We start from the raw sequence: 17,612 nt of genomic DNA, 5'->3' as shown, positions 1-17,612 counted from the left end.
CCTCCTCTGATGAGGAGAGCGACTACCCAGGCGTGCGGGGTTCTATCACCGGGCCGTCAGCGCTTGCGGGTGGACCCTCAGGGGCAGCGGCCCCGGGCTCAGCGGTCCTCGAACGAGGCCGGCACCATCACCCGCACCCCGTTGGGCACCACCCGCAGCCGGATCGGCGTGCGCAGCCGCACCTCGCCGTCGACGTCGGCCGCCATCGGCGGGTCGGTCTCCAGCAGCATCTCGCGGCCCATCACGAACGGCCCGCCCGCCAGGCTGCGCCAGCGGCCCGTCGTCGCCCGGGCCAGCGTCTCGACGAGCAGCCGCAGCTTCTTGCCGGAGCCGAGCTGGTAGGCGACGAGCATGCCGTTGTCGATGCTGATGTCCTTCGCCACCTGCCAGCCGCCGTGGAAACGGCCGTTGGCGATGTTGAGCTGGTGGGTGAGCAGTTCGTGGCGCTCCCCGTCGACCGTGATGGCAGCGCGGAACGGCCGGTGCCCGGGCAGGATCGTCAGCGCGGTCAGCGGGTAGGCCGGCCGGCCGAGCACCCGCTTGAGCCACGGCTTGACCGTGCCGGCCACCTCGACGGACACGCCGAAACTGGCCAGGTTGGCGAACGGCCGGTCGTCGGCCATGCCGAGGTCGATGTCGGCGACCTTGCCGGTGGCGAACACCCGGATCGCGCCCGGCAGGTCGAGCGGCAGGCCGAGGCTGCGGGCGAAGTTGTTGGTGGTGCCGAGCGGCAGCACGCCGAGCGCCACGTCGCGGTGGGCGACGTGGCGCACGGCCGAGGAGAGGGTGCCGTCGCCGCCGCCCACGATGAGCAGGTCGGGGCCGGTGGCGAGGGCGGTGTCGAGCAGGTCGCGCAGGCGCTTGGGGTTGTAGACGCCGATCTCGGCCAGCGGCTCGAAGCCGAGGGCGTGGATCTGCTCGATCACCTCGAAGTAGTGGCGCCTGCCGCGGCGTGAGCGCGTGTTGATCACCAACGCCACCCGGCGGTCCGTGCGGATCGCCTCAGTGTGCTCGGCCTTGGTGCGAAGTGCGCTCATGGTCATCAATCGTAGGCGCACAGAGTGCCGCCTGAGGCCGACCGCTGAACGCGGCCGACCTGAGACGTACGGAGTGCCGGCTGAGGCCGACCGCTGGACGCGGGCCGGACTCAGGTCGCGTGCCGGCTACTTCTTGGGCGGGGTGACGTGGACGATGGCGCCGAGGTTGCCCGGGAGCGGGCTGATCAGCCTGAACTGGACGCCGAGCGCCTTGCCCTCGTCACCGGGGTTGCCGGTGCCGAGCTTGTGGCCGCCGTCGACGTCCGTGCCGTACAGCTCGGTGGCCGGGGTGCCGTCGACGTGCACGACGCGCGTGCTGTACGGCTGGTCGCCCTTCGACGGCACCACCACGGAGGCGTCGAAGTCGCGGTAGTACAGCGTGTCGTCCTGCACCTCGAAGCCGGGGTACCAGGTCTTGGCGTCGGTGAAGTTCGGCACCCCCTTCAGCGCCTTGACGTCCGTGCAGTACTCGCTGAACGGCTCGGCCGGCGCCTCCAGGCACTCCTTGAACGGGTACGTCCTGGTGAAGGAGAACGCCGCGTTGGAGGTCTGCGAACGGCCCTCCATGTTCTTGTGCCTGGTCGGGTCCTTCTCGGCCGCGGCGCCGGTGCGGCGCAGCGGCTCGTAGTGCGAGTCGACGAGCAGCAGGCTGCCCTTGGAGCCGATGCTCGGCGGCAGTTGCAGGTTGGGGACGAGGGAGTTGTTGGTGTAGGTCGAGTCGCGGTACCAGACAAGCAGCCCGGGGGCGTTGTACTTGACCTTCTCCACCTTCCAGGCGCCGTCGCGCGCGTAGGTGGTGTCGTAGGCGTACTGCAGGCCCTTGTCGAAGCCGTCGAAGTTGCGCCACTCGGCCAGGTAGAACCGGGAGATCTCACGGAAGCCGTTGTTGATCGTCCAGCCCTGGCCGCTGGTGTTGGTGAAGGTGCCGCCGGTGGCCTTCCAGCCGTTCGCCCCGCCTTCGACGTCGTCGCTCCACACGACGGCGGCGCCGTTGGTGAGCTGGAAGTCGTCGGCGTGCCAGCCGCGCGGGGTGAAGGCGGCGTCGGTGTTGTACGTCAGGCGCAGTTTGACGCTCTGCCCGGCGAACGGGGTCAGGTTGACGTAGTCGTGCCGCCAGCCGTCGGTGTTGCCGGTGAGGCCGTACTTCTTGTCGCCGAAGGTGGCGAGGTTCTTGTTCGGGTCGGGGTAGCCGTCGGGCGTGGTGACCTCGGTGCCCGCCTCGTCGAAGACCTTCTGCTGGGCCCAGGTCTGGCCGCCGTCGGTGGACACCTCGACGAAGCCGAAGTCCCAGTCCTGCTCGATCTCGTAGTTGTTCCACATCCAGAAGCGGACGTCGGTGCCGGCGGGCACGGGCACGTCGCGGGTGAGCGTGACGTTCGCCCACTCCTGGTCCATGCCGGACCACCAGGTGCCGGTGCCGCTGTGCGGGTCGATCATCTTGAGCGGCTCGGAGGCCAGGTTGACCCGGACGCCGTCCTGGGTGAGCTTCGGCGTGCGCGACGACTGGCCGACCGTGACGAGCCGGGCGGCGTCACCCGGGTCGAACACCTTCGGGTTGGCCCAGCCGAGCACCCACTTGTCCCACAGGCCCATGTGGGTGGGCATGGACTGGAAGATCGGGCCGGAGTGGGACCCGCTGGACATCAGGTCCCAGAAGTCCACGGCGGAGCTGGCCGAGCCGGAGGTGTCGTACAGGTCGGGCAGGCCGAGGTCGTGGCCGTACTCGTGGGCGAAGACGCCCACGCCGGAGTCCTCGGGCTGCACGATGTAGTTGGAGATCTTGAGGTCGGTGCCCGGCACCTTGTGGCCGCCGGCGACCGCGCTGGAGTGCGCCCAGATGGCGTAGGTGCCCTCGGCGCCGCCGTCGGACGACTTGTCCTTGCCGGCGTGCACGAGGACGAGGTGGTCGATGACGCCGTCGGGCTCGGCGTAGTCGCCGTCGCCGTCGGCGTCGGAGATGTCCTCGACGTCGTAGTCGGCCCACGGGAAGGCGGGCTGGGTCTGGGCGAGGACGTTGACCGCGTCGATGGCGAGCTGGCCTGCCCCGAGCGGGTTGTCGGGGTGGCCGGACATGTCCTGCGGGGCGCCGCCGCAGGCCGCGGCGCCGTACCACGCCTCGGAGTGCGGCGCCTTGAGCCAGCCGACGGCCGAACCGGTGACCGAGTAGGCGCCCTTGGACATCTCCTCGTACATCTTCTTCAGCGTGTGGCCGGAGATGTCGATGCCGGGCTTGCCGTCGCGGGGGTCCTTCAGGTCGGGGCGGACCCGCTCGGTGATGCCGGTGTCGGTGTAAAGCATCTTGTTGAAGTGCTGGGTGCTGAAGTCCTTGACCCAGAAGGAGTTGTTGTCCTTCTTCGGCAGCGTGGCCGGGTCGGGGATCTTGTTGTGCAGGGGGCCGTTCAGTTTCGTGCCGGCCGGCTCGACGACGCAGTCGTCGGGGGCGCTGTCGACGGTCCGCAGCCGGTTGAAGCCGGAGAAGTCGTCGTCGGCGTTCTCGTTGAACTCGACCAGCAGGGTGAGGAGCTTGGCGGTCCTGGTCTGCTTGGCCTTCTTGAAGATGAACTCGGCGGGGTTGCGGCCGGTCCTGATGGCCTCGGCCTCGCGGCCGGCCAGGACTCTGGCGGCGACCGGGTTGCCGCTGGCGAACTTACGGTCGTACTCCTGCGCCGGGTGCTTCGCCCGGGCCCGCGAGCCGGGGACGGCCGGTTCCTTCGGGTCGGGCTCCACGCGGGGCGGGGCGTAGTTGATGTAGTAGTCGGACGCGCTGGGCTCGTAGCGTGCCTCGGACGTCTCGGCGGCCGAAGAGGTCGCCGGGGGGACGGTGAGGGCGGCGGTCAGGAGCGCGGCCGCCGGTATCGCTGCTAACAGGCGCTTCGTGCTGGGCACAGGTGACCCTCTCTGCCCGGGGTCGCCGGGCGGTGACCATGGGGGTGCGATGTCCGGACCGTAGAGCGTCAGTAAAGCGGGCGTAAAGGCCGTAGTTGAGAAGTAACGCATTTGCGACCTATGTCCGTTATGGACAGGCAGACATCCACATTCCGGACTCGCTGCCTCCTGGGGAGCCCGCGTCTTCTATCCTTCGTAGGCGACCCGATCCGAGGAGAAAGATCACGTGAACGCTCAGCGCGACTACGCCGACCTCGTCCAGCGTGGGCTCACGCTCGACCTGACCCGTGGCAAGCCGTCACCGCGCCAGCTCGATCTCTCCGACGACCTGCTCAAACTCCCGACGTCCTACCGCACGGCCGACGGCACCGACGGTCGCAACTACGGCGGTCTGCAGGGCCTGCCCGAGCTGCGCGAGCTGTTCGGCCCGCTGCTGCAGGTGCCCGCGGCGCAGCTCGTCGTCGGCGGCAACTCCAGCCTCACGATGATGCACGACACGATCGTGCACGCCCTGCTCAGCCCGCTCCCGGGAGCCGCGCGCCGCTGGGTGGAGGAGCCGGAGATCACCTTCCTGTGCCCGGTGCCGGGCTACGACCGCCACTTCACCATCTGTGAGCGCTTCGGCATCAAGATGGTCGCGGTTCCCATGGGCGCCGACGGCCCCGACATGGACGTGGTGGAGCGGCTCGTCGCCACCGACGCCACGGTCCGGGGCATCTGGTGCGTGCCCAAGTACAGCAACCCGTCGGGCATCGTCTACAGCGACGAGACCGTGCGCCGGCTGGCCGCCATGCCGGCCGCCGCCCCCGACTTCCGCATCTTCTGGGACAACGCCTACGCGGTGCACCACCTGACCGGCGACCCGGCCGAGCTGGCCGACGTGCTGGCCCTGGCCGCCGAGCACGGCAACCCGGACCGGGTGTTCGTCTACGGCTCCACCTCCAAGGTGACGCTGGCGGGCTCCGGTGTGGCGTTCTTCGGCTCCTCGCCGGCCAACGTCGAGTGGTTCCTGGCCAACACCGCCAAGCAGTCCATCGGCCCCGACAAGATCAACCAGCTTCGGCACGTGGAGTTCCTGCGCGACGCCGACGGCGTGGCGGCCCACATGCGGCGGCACGCCGAGCTGATCTGGCCGAAGTTCGAGCTGGTCGACCGGGTGCTGGCCAAGGAGCTGGGCGGCCTGGCCACCTGGACCAGCCCCAAGGGCGGCTACTTCATCAGCCTGGAGGTGCCGCACGCCGCCGAGGTGGTGGCCAAGGCCAAGGCGGCGGGCATCGCGCTCACCCCGGCCGGCGCCACCCACCCCTACGGCACCGACCCCGACGACCGGGTGATCCGCATCGCGCCCACCTACCCCGACCTTGAGGAGCTGGAGCAGGCCATCGCCGGCCTCGCGGTGTGCGTCCGGCTGGTCGCGGAGGAGCGCGGCTGACCCCGGCCCGCGGCCTGCGGCCCGCGCCCGGGCGCGGGCCGCACCGGGGCGCTCGGCTCAGCCGGCGCGGTTCCGGAAACCGAAGATGTACTCCCGCGTCTCACTCGGGTGGAACGACACGCCCACCCCGGGCTCGAAGGCGACGTTGTCCCTGGGGCAGTAGCAGAGGTTCTCCCACACCTTGAGCGCCTGCTCACGGGCCGGAGCCTCGGCCAGATCGCGCTTGCGCGCGCCGTACGAGCCGAGCACCTGCAGCAGCCCGAACCCCCAGAACAGCCCGGTCAGGCAGAACGGCGCCAGCAGCACCTCGCCCCAGCCGGAGTCCTTGCCCATCGCGATCACCAGCGCCACCACCAGGTGCACCAGCGCGGCGACCCCCAGCAGCATGTAGCCCTGGTTGCGCGCCCAGGGCGTGTAGTGCCGGCTGGGGAACGACAGCCAGACCGCGAGCTGGGTGCGGCTCATCACGTGCCTGGAGGCGCCGAGCGTGGCCGCCATCGGCAGGTCGGCGACCTCGCGCTGGCCGGGCAGGCGCACCCGGCCCATCCGGTACGTGGTCCCCGCCGCCACCGCCCCAGGAACGGAGATCACCTGGTCAGCCTCGGAACACACCGGACACGTCACTTTCACCCGGGCAGTCTGGCCTTAAGCCTCCATACAAGCAAACCGTATGGTTCTTCATGTGAGACCCATAGATGCCTTGGTGAACGCCCTCCCCGAGGGACGCGTCCTGACCGACCCCGACGTGGTCGACTCCTACGCACGCGACCGCACGTTCGTCGAACCCGGCAAGCCGCTGGGCGTGGTGCTCGCCGCCTCGCGCGACGACGTGGTGGCCACGATGCGCTGGGCGAGCGAGCACCGGGTGCCGGTCGTGCCGCGCGGCGCGGGCACCGGCCTGGCGGGCGCGGCCACGGCCGGTGACGGCTCCGTCGTCCTGTCGCTGCACCGGATGACCGCGATCAAGGAGTTGTCCCCCGCCGACGAGATCGCCGTGGTGGAGCCGGGCGTGATCACCGCCGACCTCGACCGGGCCGCGCGGGAGCACGGGCTCATGTACGCGCCCGACCCGTCGTCGTACGAGATCTCGACGATCGGCGGCAACCTGGCGACGAACGCCGGCGGGCTGCGTTGCGTGAAGTACGGCGTCACCCGTGACTCGGCGCTCGGCCTGGAGGTGGTGCTGGCCGACGGCCGGATCCTGCGGACCGGCCGCCGCACGGTGAAGGGCGTCACCGGCTACGACCTGACCGGCCTCTTCGTCGGTTCGGAGGGCACGCTCGGCGTGATCACCTCGGCGACCGTACGGCTGCGCCGGGCACCGGCCGTGCCGCCCGCGACGTTCGCGGCGGAGTTCGGCTCGCTGCGCGAGGCGGGCGCCGCGGTGGCCGCCATCATGGCGGCGGGCTGCCAGCCGTCGTTGATGGAGCTGCTGGACCGGGCCACGCTGGAGGCGATCGACGACTGGCGCAACATCGGCCTGGAGCCCGGCACCAACGCCATGCTCATCGGCCAGTCCGACGCGGCCGACGGGCAGGCCGTGGCGGCGCGGATGGAGCGGCTGTGCGTGGCCAACGGCGCCACGTTCGTGGCGGTCTCCTCCAGCCCGCAGGAGACCGACGAGCTGATCGGCGTGCGCCGGATGGCCTACGACGCCAAGGAACGCCTCGGCGCCTGCCTCGTCGAGGACGTGTGCGTGCCCCGCTCCGTGCTGCCCGACATGATCGCCGAGATCGAGGCGGCCGCCGCCCGGCACGACGTGAAGATCTGCACGGTGGCGCACGCCGGCGACGGCAACCTGCACCCGGTGTTCATCTTCGAACGCGGTCTGGCCGAGCCGCCCGCCAACGTGTGGGCCGCGGCCGACGACGTCTTCCGGCACGCTCTGGAGCTCGGCGGCACGCTGACCGGGGAGCACGGCGTCGGTGTGCTCAAGCGCCGCTGGCTCGGTCTGGAGTCGGGGCCGGTGGTCCAGGAGGTGCAGCAGGGCATCAAGGCGGTGTTCGACCCGCTCGGCATCCTGAACCCGGGCAAGGCCATCTGAGCTCACGGCCGGTGACGACGTGCGGACCGGTGAACACGGTCCGCACAGGACGACTGACACAAGACAACAAAACGTGAAAGATACGTCACGTCAGGCCCACGCACCAACCATCACGCTGGTAGCGTTCTGCCCCAGTTGTCGATATGTATGCATGCGTCTTGGGGGTCCGACGTGAATCAACACCAGCCGTTGGCGGCGGACGATCCGCGACGGCTGGGAGCCTACGAGCTCCTCGGCCGACTGGGGGAAGGCGGGCAGGGCGTCGTCTATCTGGGTCGCAGCGACTCGGACGAGCACGTGGCGGTCAAGCTGCTGCACCACGCCGCCGTCGCCGACCCGGAGGCTCGGACCCGGTTCCTGCGCGAGGTGTCGGTGGCCCAGCGGGTCGCCCGGTTCTGCACCGCGCCGGTGCTCCACGCCGACCTCGAGGGCAGCCGGCCGTACATCGTGAGCGAGTTCGTCCCCGGGCCGTCGCTGCGCGAGCTGGTCCTGAACGAGGGACCCCGCCGGGGGGCGGCGCTGGAACGGCTCGCGATCAGCACGGCGACGGCGCTGGCGGCGATCCACCGGGCCGGGATTCTGCACCGCGACCTCAAGCCCGCGAACGTGCTCATGGGGCCCGAGGGCCCGGTGGTGATCGACTTCGGCATCGCCCGGGCACTGGACTCGCCCGGCGCCACGGCCACCGGCATGGCCATGGGCACGCCGTCCTACCTGGCGCCCGAGCAGCTCAGCGGCGGGGTGGTGTCGGAGGCGGCGGACGTGTTCGCCTGGGGCGTCACCATGGTGTTCGCCGCCACGGGCAAGCCCGCCTTCGGCGCCGACTCCATCCCCGTGGTGATGAACCGCATCCTCAACGAGGAGCCGCAGCTCGGCGCGATGGACGGCGCGATCGGCGAGCTGGTGGCGGCCTGCCTGTCGAAGGACCCGGCGATGCGGCCCACGGCGGACGAGCTGGTCGTGCGGCTCACCGGGCAGCCGGCGCCCAACGCGGCCATCGAACCCGTCACCGGCCAGCGCCTCATCCCCTTCCCGGGCGGCGCCCAGCAGGGCTCTCCCGGCCCCCACCAGGCCGCGTCCGGCCCGCAGCCCGCCGCCCCGCAGGGCACCGGCGCTCAGGGAACCGGCCCGCACACCGGCCCGACCGGCCCCGGCCCGCACGTTTCCGGCCCCCACACCGGCCCGCACTCAGGCCAGCACGTTTCCGGGCCGCAGGCCGCCGTGCCGCACCAGGGTTTCGCGGGCGGTCCGGTCCAGCCCGGCCCTCAGCACCCGGGCGTCCCGCACGCCGGCCACCCCCAGCAGGGTCACCCCCAGCAGCAGGGCCAGCAGCAGTACAGCCCGCAGCCGGGACAGCAGGCCGGTCCGCAGCAGCAGCACGGACAGCAGCCGGGGCAGCAGCCGGGACAGCAGCCCGGCCACCGCTTCGGCGCCGCGCCGCACGGTGGGCAGGCGCCCGGCCACGGCCCGTCCCCGGCAGGTGCGCCCGGCACGGCCGGCCAGAACCGGCCGGGAGGCCGGCCGTCCGGACAGCCGGCGGGACAGCCGGTCACGCCCGCCGACCGCTCCGCCGCCAAGCAGCGCCGCACGCTCACCTTCGCCCTGTCGGGCGCGGCCGCCGCCGCGCTGCTCGTGGTGGGCGGCGCGGTCGTCGTCCAGGCCCAGAACGGCGCCGGCGGCAAGACCGAGGTCGTGCAGCCGGTGAACAACGCCTCGCGGGCCACCCCCACCGGCGGCGCGGGCGACGGCCAGCCGGCCGAGCAGCAGGCGATCGATCCGCCCATCCTGCCGACCCTGGACCCCGTCGTCACGCCGGAGCTGGAAGACGCGGAGGAGCCGAAGGCCAAGCAGCCCGAGGACCTCCAGCCGATCCAGAGCATGCCGGCGGAGAGCAAGCAGCAGTCGGACCACATCACGGTCCCGACCACCGCGCCGACCACCGTGCCGACCACGAAGCCCGCCACGAGGAAGCCCTCGACCCAGCGGCCGGAGCCGAAGCCGACCGAGTCGGAGAAGCCGGACGACAGCGTGGCCCCGGAGGCCGAGCCGACCACCCCGCCGACCCCCGGACCCACCAAGGAGCTGCCCGCGACCCGCAGGACGCCGGTCAAGCCGGCGCTCAAGCCGAACACCCACACCCCCACCGGGGTGTGCGGCGCGGGCTACAAGGTGATCAACAGCCGGCCGCTCGGCGACGGCGCGACGGTCTACCTGCTCTACAACACGGGCGCGGGCAAGAACTGCGTGGTCACCCTGTCCAGGATGGTGCATCCCGGCAAGGTGCCGATGAACGCCGTCCTCCAGGTCAAGAACGGACCCAGCGCGAGCAACCCGGGCAGCTTCACCGCCTACGCCGGCCCGGTCCGGCTGGCCGCCAAGCAGAAGTGCGTCATCTGGGGCGGCACCTGGGGAACCCGGACCTGGAAGTCCGGCTGGAGCCACTGCACCTGACCCCGCTCCGCCGCGCGGCCCTTCGTGACCCTGATCCGGTCACGGAGGGCCTTTCGTTTCCCGGCACGGCGAGGTTAGGCTGGTTGACGTGATCGTCAAGTCGGATCCGCTGACCGCCCGTGGGCGGCGGACCAGGGCGGCACTGGTGCAGGCCGGCCGGGAGGCGTTCGACGAGCACGGGTACGAGGCGGTGCGGGTCGACGACGTCTGCGCCCGCGCCAAGGTCTCGCACGGCACCTTCTACACCTACTTCGACTCCAAGGAGGCGCTGTTCCGCGAGGTCGCCGCGGCGGTGGTGGGCGAGATGTTCACCGCCAGCGTCGTGGGGCCGGCCGTGCCCGGCGACCCGTACGCCCGCATCGAGGCGGCCAACCGGCTCTACCTGCGGGCCTGGGCGGCCAACTCGCGGCTGATCCGGATGCTGGAACAGGCGGCGGCGGCCGAGGAGGGCCTGCGCGACCTGCTGCTCGAACTGCGCGAGGTGTTCGTGCGGCGCGGCGCCGAGGGGCTGCGGCGGCTGCAGGAGCAGGGGCTGGCCGACCGCTCGCTCGACCCACGGCTGACCGCCGTCATGCTCGGCGGCATGGTGGAGCACTTCGCGCACGTCTGGCTCGACCTGGGCGAGCGGGCCGACGAGGAGACCGCCGTCGGCCTGCTGACCACACTCTGGGCCCGCGCCATCGGACTGACGCGGCCGTCAACCACGTCCCCTGTGGAGGGCCAGTGATCACAAGCGGGCTGGATCCCGCCGACCCCGGGCACCTCCGGCGGCGCGCGGCCATGCTGGACAAGCTCGCCGCCCTGGAGGCCGAGCACGCCAAGGCGGTGGCGGGCGGCGGCGACGCGTACGTCTCCCGGCATCGCGCCCGTGGCAAGCTGCCGGCCAGGGAGCGGATCGAGCTGCTGGTCGACCCCGACTCGCCGTTCCTGGAGCTGTCGCCGCTCGCCGCCTGGGGCAGCGACTTCCCGGTGGGTGCCGGCGTGGTGACGGGGATCGGGGTGGTCGAGGGCGTCGAGTGCGTGATCTGCGCCAACGACCCCACCGTGCGGGGCGGCGCCTCCAACCCGTGGACGCTGCGGAAGACGCTCCGGGCCGCCGACATCGCGTTCGCCAACCGCCTGCCGTTCGTCAACCTCGTCGAGAGCGGCGGCGCCGACCTGCCGAGCCAGAAGGAGATCTTCATCCCGGGCGGGCGGGTGTTCCGCGACCTGACCCGGCTGTCGGCGGCGGGCATCCCGACGATCGCCCTCGTGTTCGGCAACTCCACGGCGGGCGGCGCGTACGTGCCGGGGATGAGCGACCACGTGGTGATGGTCCGCGAACGCGCCAAGGTGTTCCTGGGCGGCCCGCCGCTGGTGAGGATGGCGACCGGCGAGGAGTCCGACGACGAGTCGCTGGGCGGGGCCGAGATGCACGCCCGCACCAGCGGCCTGGCCGACTACCTGGCGCTGGACGAGCACGACGCGCTGCGGATCGGCCGGGGCGTCGTCCGTTCCCTCGGCTGGCGCAAGCTCGGCGTCCGGGCGGGGCCCGTGCGCGAGCCGGCGTACCCGGCCGAGGAACTGCTCGGCATCGTGCCCGAGGACCTGAAGATCCCGTTCGACCCGCGCGAGGTGATCGCGCGGATCGTGGACGGCAGCGCGTTCGAGGAGTTCAAGCCGCTCTACGGCGAGTCGCTGGTGACCGGCTGGGCGCGCCTGCACGGCTACCCCGTCGGGATCCTGGCCAACGCCCGCGGCGTGCTGTTCAGCGCGGAGTCGCAGAAGGCGACGCAGTTCATCCAGCTCGCGAACCAGACGCGCACGCCGCTGCTGTTCCTGCAGAACACCACCGGCTACATGGTCGGCAAGGAGTACGAGCAGGGCGGCATCATCAAGCACGGCGCGATGATGATCAACGCGGTGTCCAACTCGAGGGTGCCACACCTGACCGTGGTGATGGGCGCCTCCTACGGCGCGGGCAACTACGGCATGTGCGGGCGGGCCTACGACCCGCGGTTCCTGTTCAGCTGGCCGAGCGCGAAGTCGGCGGTGATGGGACCCGCCCAGCTCGCCGGCGTGCTGTCGATCGTGGGCCGCGCCTCGGCCGCGGCGCGCGGCCAGGTCTACGACGAGGAGGCCGACGCGACGATGCGGGCCATGGTGGAGGCGCAGATCGAGGCGGAGTCGCTGCCGTTCTTCCTGTCGGGGCGGCTGTACGACGACGGGGTGATCGACCCGCGCGACACGCGGACCGTCCTCGGGCTGTGCCTGTCGGCGATCAACAGCGCCCCCGTGCCGGAGCCCGCCGGATACGGGGTGTTCCGGCCGTGATCACCCGTCTGCTGGTGGCCAACCGGGGGGAGATCGCGCGGCGGATCTTCCGGACCTGCCGGGAGCTGGGCGTCGAGACGGTCGCGGTGTTCTCCGACGCCGACGCCGGCGCGCCGCACGCGGCGGAGGCCGACCACGCGGTACGGCTGCGCGGCGTGCGCCCGGCGGAGACGTACCTCGACGTGGACCGGCTGCTGGCGGCGTGCCGGGCGGCCGGGGCGGACGCGGTGCATCCCGGGTACGGGTTCCTGTCGGAGCACGCCGGGTTCGCGCGGGCCGTGCTGGAGGCGGGCCTGGTGTGGGTCGGGCCGCCGCCGGAGGCGATCGCGGCCATGGGCTCGAAGGTCGCGGCCAAGCGGCTGATGGCGGAGGCGGGCGTGCCCGTCCTGCCCTCGCTGGACGCGGCCGGGGCCACGGACTGGGAGTATCCGGTGCTGGTGAAGGCGTCGGCCGGTGGTGGCGGCCGGGGCATGCGGGTGGTGCGGTCCGCCGCCGACCTGGCGCGGGAGATGGCCTCGGCGCGGCGGGAGGCGGAGGCGGCGTTCGGCGACGGCACCGTGTTCGTCGAACCGCTGCTGGAGCGGGCCCGGCACGTCGAGGTGCAGCTCCTCGCCGACGGGCACGGCACGGTGTGGGCGCTCGGCGAGCGCGAGTGCAGCGTGCAGCGGCGCCACCAGAAGATCGTGGAGGAGTGCCCGTCGCCCGGGATCGGCGAGGAGACGCGGTCGCTGCTGCGCGAGGCGGCCGTCCGGGCGGCCCGCGCGATCGGGTACGTGGGCGCGGGGACCGTCGAGTTCCTGGTGCGCGACGGGCGGGTGGCGTTCCTGGAGATGAACACCCGCCTGCAGGTCGAGCACCCGGTGACCGAGCTGGTCCACGGGGTGGACCTGGTGCGGTTGCAGCTCGCCGTGGCCGAGGGGGCCGCCCTGGAGGGCGCGCCGCCCGGCCCGCGCGGGCACGCCGTGGAGGCCCGGCTGTACGCCGAGGACCGCGACTACCTGCCGCGGACAGGGGTGCTGCGGCGCTTCGAGATCCCGGGTGACGTGCGGGTGGACTCCGGGGTGGAGTCGGGCTCGGAGGTCTCCCCCCATTACGACGCGATGCTGGCCAAGGTGGTCGCCCACGGGGCGAACCGGGCGGAGGCGGTCCGTAAGCTCACGACCGCGTTGCGACGCGCCCGGCTGCACGGCGTCACCACCAACCGGGACCTGCTCCTCGACATCCTGACCAGCCCGCGGTTCCGGGCGGGTGACACCCATGTCGGCTTCCTGGACGACCACCGCGCCGCCCTCTCCCCGGTCCCGGACGCCGGACGCGCGGAGGAAGGCGAGGCCGCGTTGCCGGTGCTGGCGGCCGCGCTCGCCATGGCGGCGGCGCGGCGGCGGGCGGCACCGGTGCTCGGCAGCCTGCCCTCCGGCTGGCGCAACGTCCGGTCGCAGCCGCAGCGGGCCAGGTTCGCCGAGGCCGAGGTCGTCTACCAGCCGCTGCCCCCCGGGGTGACGGTCGTCACCGCGGGGCCGGACCGGGTGGTGCTGGAACGCGACGGCCTGCGGCACACGTTCGACGTCGCCCTGTACGGCGCCCACAACGGAGCCCACAACGGGGCCCACAACGGGGCCCACGGCGGGGCCCACGGCGGGGCCCAGGACGGGGCCCACGACGGCGACCCGGCGCACGTCGCCATGGTGTACGTCGACTCGCCGGGCGGGCGCGCCGAGCTGACCCCCTTGCCGGTTCTGCCCGAGCCCGTGGCGCCCGTGGCGCCAGGATCGCTGCTCGCCCCCATGCCCGGCAGCGTGCTGCGCGTAGAGGTGCGGCAGGGCGAGCAGGTGACGAAGGGGCAGCCGGTGCTGGTGCTGGAGGCCATGAAGATGGAGCATCGGATCGCCGCCCCCGCCGCCGGCGTCGTCTCGGCCGTACACGTCGAGGAGGGACGGCAGGTGCGGGCGGGAGCGGTGCTGGCGGTCATCGAGGAGACCGCCGGGAAGATCACTCAGGAGGAGCACCCATGACGCGGCTGGTCCACAAGGAGCTCGCGAACGGCGTCGCGACGATCACGCTCGACTCGCCGCCGAACCGCAACGCGCTGTCCGTGCGGCTGCTCGCCGACCTGGAGGACCGGCTCGGCTGGGCGCTGGCCGAGCCGAAGGCGCGGGTCATCGTGCTGACCGGCGCGGGCCCGGTCTTCTGCTCGGGCGCCGACCTTAAGGAGCAGCGGGTCGAGCGCGCCTCGGGCGCCGCCGACGCTCCGGTGACCGCGTCGTTCCCTGAGATCCTGGCGCTGCTCTGGGAGAGCCCGAAGCCGGTCGTCTGCCGCCTCAACGGTACGGCGCGGGCGGGCGGGCTCGGGCTGGTCGCCGCCTGCGACTTCGCCATCGCGCCGGAGACGGCGTCGTTCGCGTTCAGCGAGGTGCGGCTCGGCGTCGTCCCCGCGATGATCGCGGTGCCGGTGCTGCGCCGGCTGAATCCGAGGGCCGCGGCCGAGTACTTCCTGACCGGCGAGGTGTTCGACGCCGCCCGGGCCGTGGAGATCGGCCTGCTCACCCGGGCGGTGCCGGCGGAGGAGCTGGACGCGACGGTCGGCCACTACGCCGACATGCTGGTCAAGGGCGGGCCGGAGTCCCTGGCCATCACCAAGCGGCTGGTCAGGGACCTGCCGGGCGTCTCGTTCGAGGAAGGGCTGCGGCGGATGGCGGCCCTGTCGGCGCAGCGGTTCACCTCGGAGGAGGGCCAGGAGGGCATCGCGGCGTTCCTGGCCAAGCGGCCCGCGGCGTGGGTGCCGCCGGGCGGGCGGACGTCCTGATGCTGCGCGTCGCCAACTGCGGCGGCTTCTACGGCGACCGGCTCTCGGCGGCCCGGGAGATGGTCGAGGGCGGCCCGATCGACGTGCTGACCGGCGACTGGCTGGCCGAACTGACCATGCTCATCCTGGCCGGCAACCGGCTCAAGGGCCGCCCCGGTTACGCTCCGACGTTCCTGCGGCAACTGGAGGACGTGCTCGGGCCGTGCCTCGACCGGGGCATCAGGATCGTCACGAACGCGGGCGGCCTCGACCCGGCCGGCTGCGCGGAGGCCGTGCACGAGCTGGCCGCCCGGCTCGGCCTGGCACCCCGGGTCGCGTACGTGGCCGGCGACGACCTGACCGGCCGCGACCTCGACCTGACGAACGCCGACACCGGCGAGAGCCTGGCGGCGACCCCGCTGACGGCCAACGCCTACCTGGGCGGCCGCCCGATCGCCACCGCCCTGGCGGCCGGCGCGGACGTGGTGGTGACCGGCCGGGTCACGGACGCCGCCCTGGTGACGGGGCCCGGCATGTGGCGCTACGGGTGGGGGCCCGAAGACCTGGACGCGCTGGCCGGATCGGTGGTGGCCGGGCACGTCATCGAGTGCGGCTGCCAGGCCACGGGCGGCAACTACGCGTTCTTCCGTGACGTGCCGGACCTGGCGCACTGCGGGTTCCCCATCGCCGAGCTGCACGCCGACGGCTCGTCGGTCATCACCAAGCATCCGGGCACGGGCGGGCTGGTCTCCACGGGCACGGTCACGGCACAGCTCGTGTACGAGATCGCCGGTCCCCGCTATCCGGGCCCCGACGTGGTGGCGCGCTTCGACACCATCGTCCTGTCCGACGACGGCCCCGACCGGGTTCGCGTCTCGGGCGTGCGGGGGGAGCCGCCGCCCGACACGCTCAAGGCGGCCGTCACCTGCCTGGGCGGCTACCGCAACTCGATGACGCTGGTGCTCACCGGGCTCGACGTCGAGGCCAAGGCTCGGGTGGCGGAGGAGGCGATCTGGGCGCGGGTGCCGCGCGAGTCGTTCGACGAGGTTGATGTGACGCTCACCGACGGCGGGCTGCTGCGGATCACCGTCATGGACGCCGACCCGCGCCGGGTGGGCCGGGCCTTCTCCTCGGCGGTGGTGGAGACGGGGCTGTCCAGCTATCCCGGCTTCCACGCCCTCTCCCCGCCCGGCGACGCCTCGCCGTACGGGATCTTCTGGCCGGTGCTGGTGCCGGCGGGCGAGGTGCGCGCGGAGGTGTTCCTCGACGGTGTGCGGCTGCCCGGCCCGGACGGCGAGTCCCTGGCAGCCCGCACCCCGCCCCCGGCCGGGCGGGGCCGCGCCGTCCTCGGGGGCGGGCCGGGCACCTCGGCGGCGGGAGAGACGACTGTCGCGGACTGGCGGGCGGGTGCCACGGTGCCGGTGCCGCTGGGGCGTGTGGTGGGGGCACGGTCCGGCGACAAGGGCGGCAACGCGAACCTGGGCGTGTGGGTGGCCACCGCCGAACAGTACGCCTGGCTCGCGGCCACCCTCACCGTGGAGCGCCTGCTGGAGTTGCTGCCCGACCTGGCCCCGCACCGGGTGGACCGGTACGAGCTGCCCAACCTCAAGGCCCTGAACTTCGTGGTCCACGGGCTGCTCGGGCGGGGCGTGGCGGCCGGCACCCGGGTGGACCCGCAGGCCAAGGCCCTTGGTGAGGAGTTGCGGGCCCGGCCCGTGGAGCTGCCCGTCCGCCTGCTGCGAACGGCTACCGGGTGATCCGGGCGCCCCGGCCACGGCCCGCCCCGGTCACGCGTCGGCGACGTCCCGCGGTCATCTGAAGTCGGCCGCGTGGTCGTGCGCCCACTCGCGGAACGTGCGGGCGGGACGGCCGGTCACCTCCTCGACGGTGGTGGTGACCGGCTCGGGCTCGGCCACGATGGAGGCCCAGTGGTCGAGCGCGCCGTCCACCACCGCTGGATCGCCCCACGCGGTGATCATCTGGGCGCGGGCCTCCTCCCGCGGCTGCTCGTCGAAGCGCAGCGGACGGCCGATGACCTCGCCGATGACGCGCACCTGGTCGGCCTGGGTGATGGTCTGCGGCCCGGTGAGCACGTGGCTGCGCCCGGCGTGGCCGTCCTCCGTCAGCGCCCGGAACGCGACGGCGGCGATGTCGGCCTCGTGGATCAGCGAGCGCGCGGCGCCGGCGTACGGCGCGCGCACCACGCCGCCGGCCCGGATCTCCTCGGCCCAGCCAAGGGTGTTGGTGGCGAACCCGCCCGCCCGCAGGAACGTCCACTCCACCCCGGACCCCCGCACCAGGTCCTCGATCTCGCCCCACACCCCGTTCTGTGCCGGGTCGGCCCCGTCCCGGACAGAGAAGGCCGAGACGTACACGACCCGGCGGGCGTGCCGGGCGATCGCCTCGACGACGGGCTCCGCCCCGGCGGCCGAGAAGGACGGCCACAGCAGGAACACCGAGCCCACGCCGTCCAGCGCCGCCTCCACGGACCCGGGGTCGTGCAGGTCGCCGCGCACCACCTCGACCCCGTCGGGCAGGCCGGCCCGCGACGGGTCGCGGGTCATCGCCCGCACCGGGAAGCCCGCCTCGTGCAGCAGGGACGCCAGGTGCCGGCCGATGTTCCCGGTGGCGCCGGTCAGGAGAATCTTGTCTGTCGTGTTCATGGGA

General features: G+C 72.8%; 12 protein-coding genes. 8 read left to right on the top strand and 4 right to left on the bottom strand.

Annotated elements, in window-relative coordinates; genetic code table 11:
• Positions 1-98: 98 nt before the first annotated feature.
• Together ACGF0J_RS05360 and ACGF0J_RS05355 are read right to left on the bottom strand one after the other, a co-directional pair.
• Positions 99-1,037 (bottom strand): diacylglycerol/lipid kinase family protein, encoded by a 939-nt coding sequence (locus ACGF0J_RS05360; protein WP_393142235.1) that lies wholly within the window; start codon positions 1,035-1,037, stop codon positions 99-101.
• A 126-nt stretch (positions 1,038-1,163) separates the two neighbouring features.
• Positions 1,164-3,923, bottom strand: a complete 2,760-nt coding sequence (locus tag ACGF0J_RS05355; protein WP_393142234.1) for an immune inhibitor A domain-containing protein — start codon at positions 3,921-3,923, stop codon at positions 1,164-1,166.
• Positions 3,924-4,149: 226 nt separating this feature from the next.
• Here ACGF0J_RS05355 and ACGF0J_RS05350 point away from each other — a divergent pair, with 226 nt between their 5' ends.
• Positions 4,150-5,355 carry an aminotransferase class I/II-fold pyridoxal phosphate-dependent enzyme gene (locus tag ACGF0J_RS05350; RefSeq protein WP_393142233.1) on the top strand — a complete coding sequence of 402 codons (1,206 nt, stop codon included), beginning with the start codon at positions 4,150-4,152 and terminating at the stop codon, positions 5,353-5,355.
• 57 nt (positions 5,356-5,412) lie between these two features.
• On the opposite strand, the gene ACGF0J_RS05345 is transcribed toward ACGF0J_RS05350, so the two are convergent.
• Positions 5,413-5,946, bottom strand: coding sequence for a hypothetical protein (locus ACGF0J_RS05345; RefSeq protein ID WP_393142232.1), 534 nt, complete (start codon positions 5,944-5,946; stop codon positions 5,413-5,415).
• A gap of 91 nt (positions 5,947-6,037) precedes the next feature.
• On the opposite strand from ACGF0J_RS05345, the gene ACGF0J_RS05340 reads away from it, so the two are divergent.
• From ACGF0J_RS05340 to ACGF0J_RS05310, 7 genes are all read left to right on the top strand, one after another.
• Positions 6,038-7,399 (top strand): FAD-binding oxidoreductase, encoded by a 1,362-nt coding sequence (locus ACGF0J_RS05340; protein WP_393142231.1) that lies wholly within the window; start codon positions 6,038-6,040, stop codon positions 7,397-7,399.
• Positions 7,400-7,570: 171 nt separating this feature from the next.
• On the top strand, positions 7,571-9,850 hold the full coding sequence (locus ACGF0J_RS05335; RefSeq protein ID WP_393142230.1) for a protein kinase: 2,280 nt from the start codon (positions 7,571-7,573) through the stop codon (positions 9,848-9,850).
• Between the two features lie 88 nt (positions 9,851-9,938).
• Positions 9,939-10,577 carry a TetR/AcrR family transcriptional regulator gene (locus ACGF0J_RS05330; RefSeq protein WP_393142229.1) on the top strand — a complete coding sequence of 213 codons (639 nt, stop codon included), beginning with the start codon at positions 9,939-9,941 and terminating at the stop codon, positions 10,575-10,577.
• 53 nt (positions 10,578-10,630) lie between these two features.
• On the top strand, positions 10,631-12,163 hold the full coding sequence (locus tag ACGF0J_RS05325; protein WP_393142719.1) for an acyl-CoA carboxylase subunit beta: 1,533 nt from the start codon (positions 10,631-10,633) through the stop codon (positions 12,161-12,163).
• Positions 12,160-14,175, top strand: a complete 2,016-nt coding sequence (locus ACGF0J_RS05320; RefSeq protein ID WP_393142228.1) for an acetyl/propionyl/methylcrotonyl-CoA carboxylase subunit alpha — start codon at positions 12,160-12,162, stop codon at positions 14,173-14,175. Before ACGF0J_RS05325 ends, ACGF0J_RS05320 begins: the two co-directional genes overlap by 4 nt.
• Positions 14,172-14,966, top strand: a complete 795-nt coding sequence (locus tag ACGF0J_RS05315; RefSeq protein WP_393142227.1) for an enoyl-CoA hydratase/isomerase family protein — start codon at positions 14,172-14,174, stop codon at positions 14,964-14,966. The genes ACGF0J_RS05320 and ACGF0J_RS05315 overlap by 4 nt, the downstream gene beginning before the upstream one ends.
• Positions 14,966-16,702 carry an acyclic terpene utilization AtuA family protein gene (locus ACGF0J_RS05310; protein WP_393142717.1) on the top strand — a complete coding sequence of 579 codons (1,737 nt, stop codon included), beginning with the start codon at positions 14,966-14,968 and terminating at the stop codon, positions 16,700-16,702. The genes ACGF0J_RS05315 and ACGF0J_RS05310 overlap by 1 nt, the downstream gene beginning before the upstream one ends.
• A gap of 54 nt (positions 16,703-16,756) precedes the next feature.
• On the opposite strand, the gene ACGF0J_RS05305 is transcribed toward ACGF0J_RS05310, so the two are convergent.
• Entirely contained in the window at positions 16,757-17,608 is an 852-nt protein-coding gene (locus tag ACGF0J_RS05305) for an SDR family oxidoreductase (protein ID WP_393142226.1), read from the bottom strand.
• Positions 17,609-17,612 lie beyond the last annotated feature (4 nt).

This window comes from Nonomuraea sp. NPDC047897, from assembly GCF_043204415.1.
GTDB lineage: Bacteria > Actinomycetota > Actinomycetes > Streptosporangiales > Streptosporangiaceae > Nonomuraea.
Note: the sequence above shows the minus strand (reverse complement) of the source record. Positions and strands in the feature narration are given on the sequence as shown.

Coding starts and splice junctions, on each gene's coding strand:
- ACGF0J_RS05325 (WP_393142719.1), top strand. CDS start 10,631: ATGCTGGACAAGCTCGCCGCCCTGGAGGCCGAGCACGCCAAGGCGGTG.
- ACGF0J_RS05305 (WP_393142226.1), bottom strand. CDS start 17,608: ATGAACACGACAGACAAGATTCTCCTGACCGGCGCCACCGGGAACATC.
- ACGF0J_RS05360 (WP_393142235.1), bottom strand. CDS start 1,037: ATGAGCGCACTTCGCACCAAGGCCGAGCACACTGAGGCGATCCGCACG.
- ACGF0J_RS05315 (WP_393142227.1), top strand. CDS start 14,172: ATGACGCGGCTGGTCCACAAGGAGCTCGCGAACGGCGTCGCGACGATC.
- ACGF0J_RS05310 (WP_393142717.1), top strand. CDS start 14,966: ATGCTGCGCGTCGCCAACTGCGGCGGCTTCTACGGCGACCGGCTCTCG.